1 protein-coding gene is annotated in these 559 nt (G+C 58.0%); it reads left to right on the top strand.

Translation table 11 applies throughout. The annotated features are described in order from the left end of the window. A partial coding sequence (locus tag R7P64_RS24505; RefSeq protein WP_318124230.1) for a RecQ family ATP-dependent DNA helicase occupies positions 1-559 on the top strand: 559 nt, incomplete at both ends.

The raw sequence follows: 559 nt of genomic DNA on the forward strand, positions 1-559 counted from the left end.
TGGAGAAATTTAAGCCGCTCGATCAGCTGATGCGCTATGTGCAAGAGCAGCGCGGCAAGTCTGGCATTATCTACTGTAACAGTCGCGCTAAAGTCGAGGACACCGCCGCGCGTCTGCAAAGCCGTGGCATCAGCGCCGGGGCTTATCATGCTGGGCTGGAAAATGCCGTACGCGCCGAGGTGCAGGAGAAATTCCAGCGCGACGACCTGCAAATCGTGGTGGCGACCGTGGCGTTCGGTATGGGGATCAACAAACCTAACGTACGCTTCGTGGTGCATTTCGACATTCCGCGCAATATCGAATCCTATTATCAGGAAACTGGACGCGCCGGGCGTGATGGCCTGCCCGCGGAAGCGATGCTGTTTTACGATCCGGCGGATATGGCGTGGCTGCGCCGCTGTCTGGAAGAAAAACCCGCCGGGCCGCTACAGGATATCGAACGGCATAAGCTGAATGCGATGGGGGCGTTTGCCGAGGCACAAACCTGTCGTCGCCTGGTGCTGCTGAATTATTTTGGCGAAGGGCGTCAGGAGCCGTGTGGTAACTGCGACATCTGCCT

The organism is Vibrio sp. 2304 (assembly GCF_033339475.1).
Lineage (GTDB): Bacteria > Pseudomonadota > Gammaproteobacteria > Enterobacterales > Vibrionaceae > Vibrio > Vibrio alginolyticus.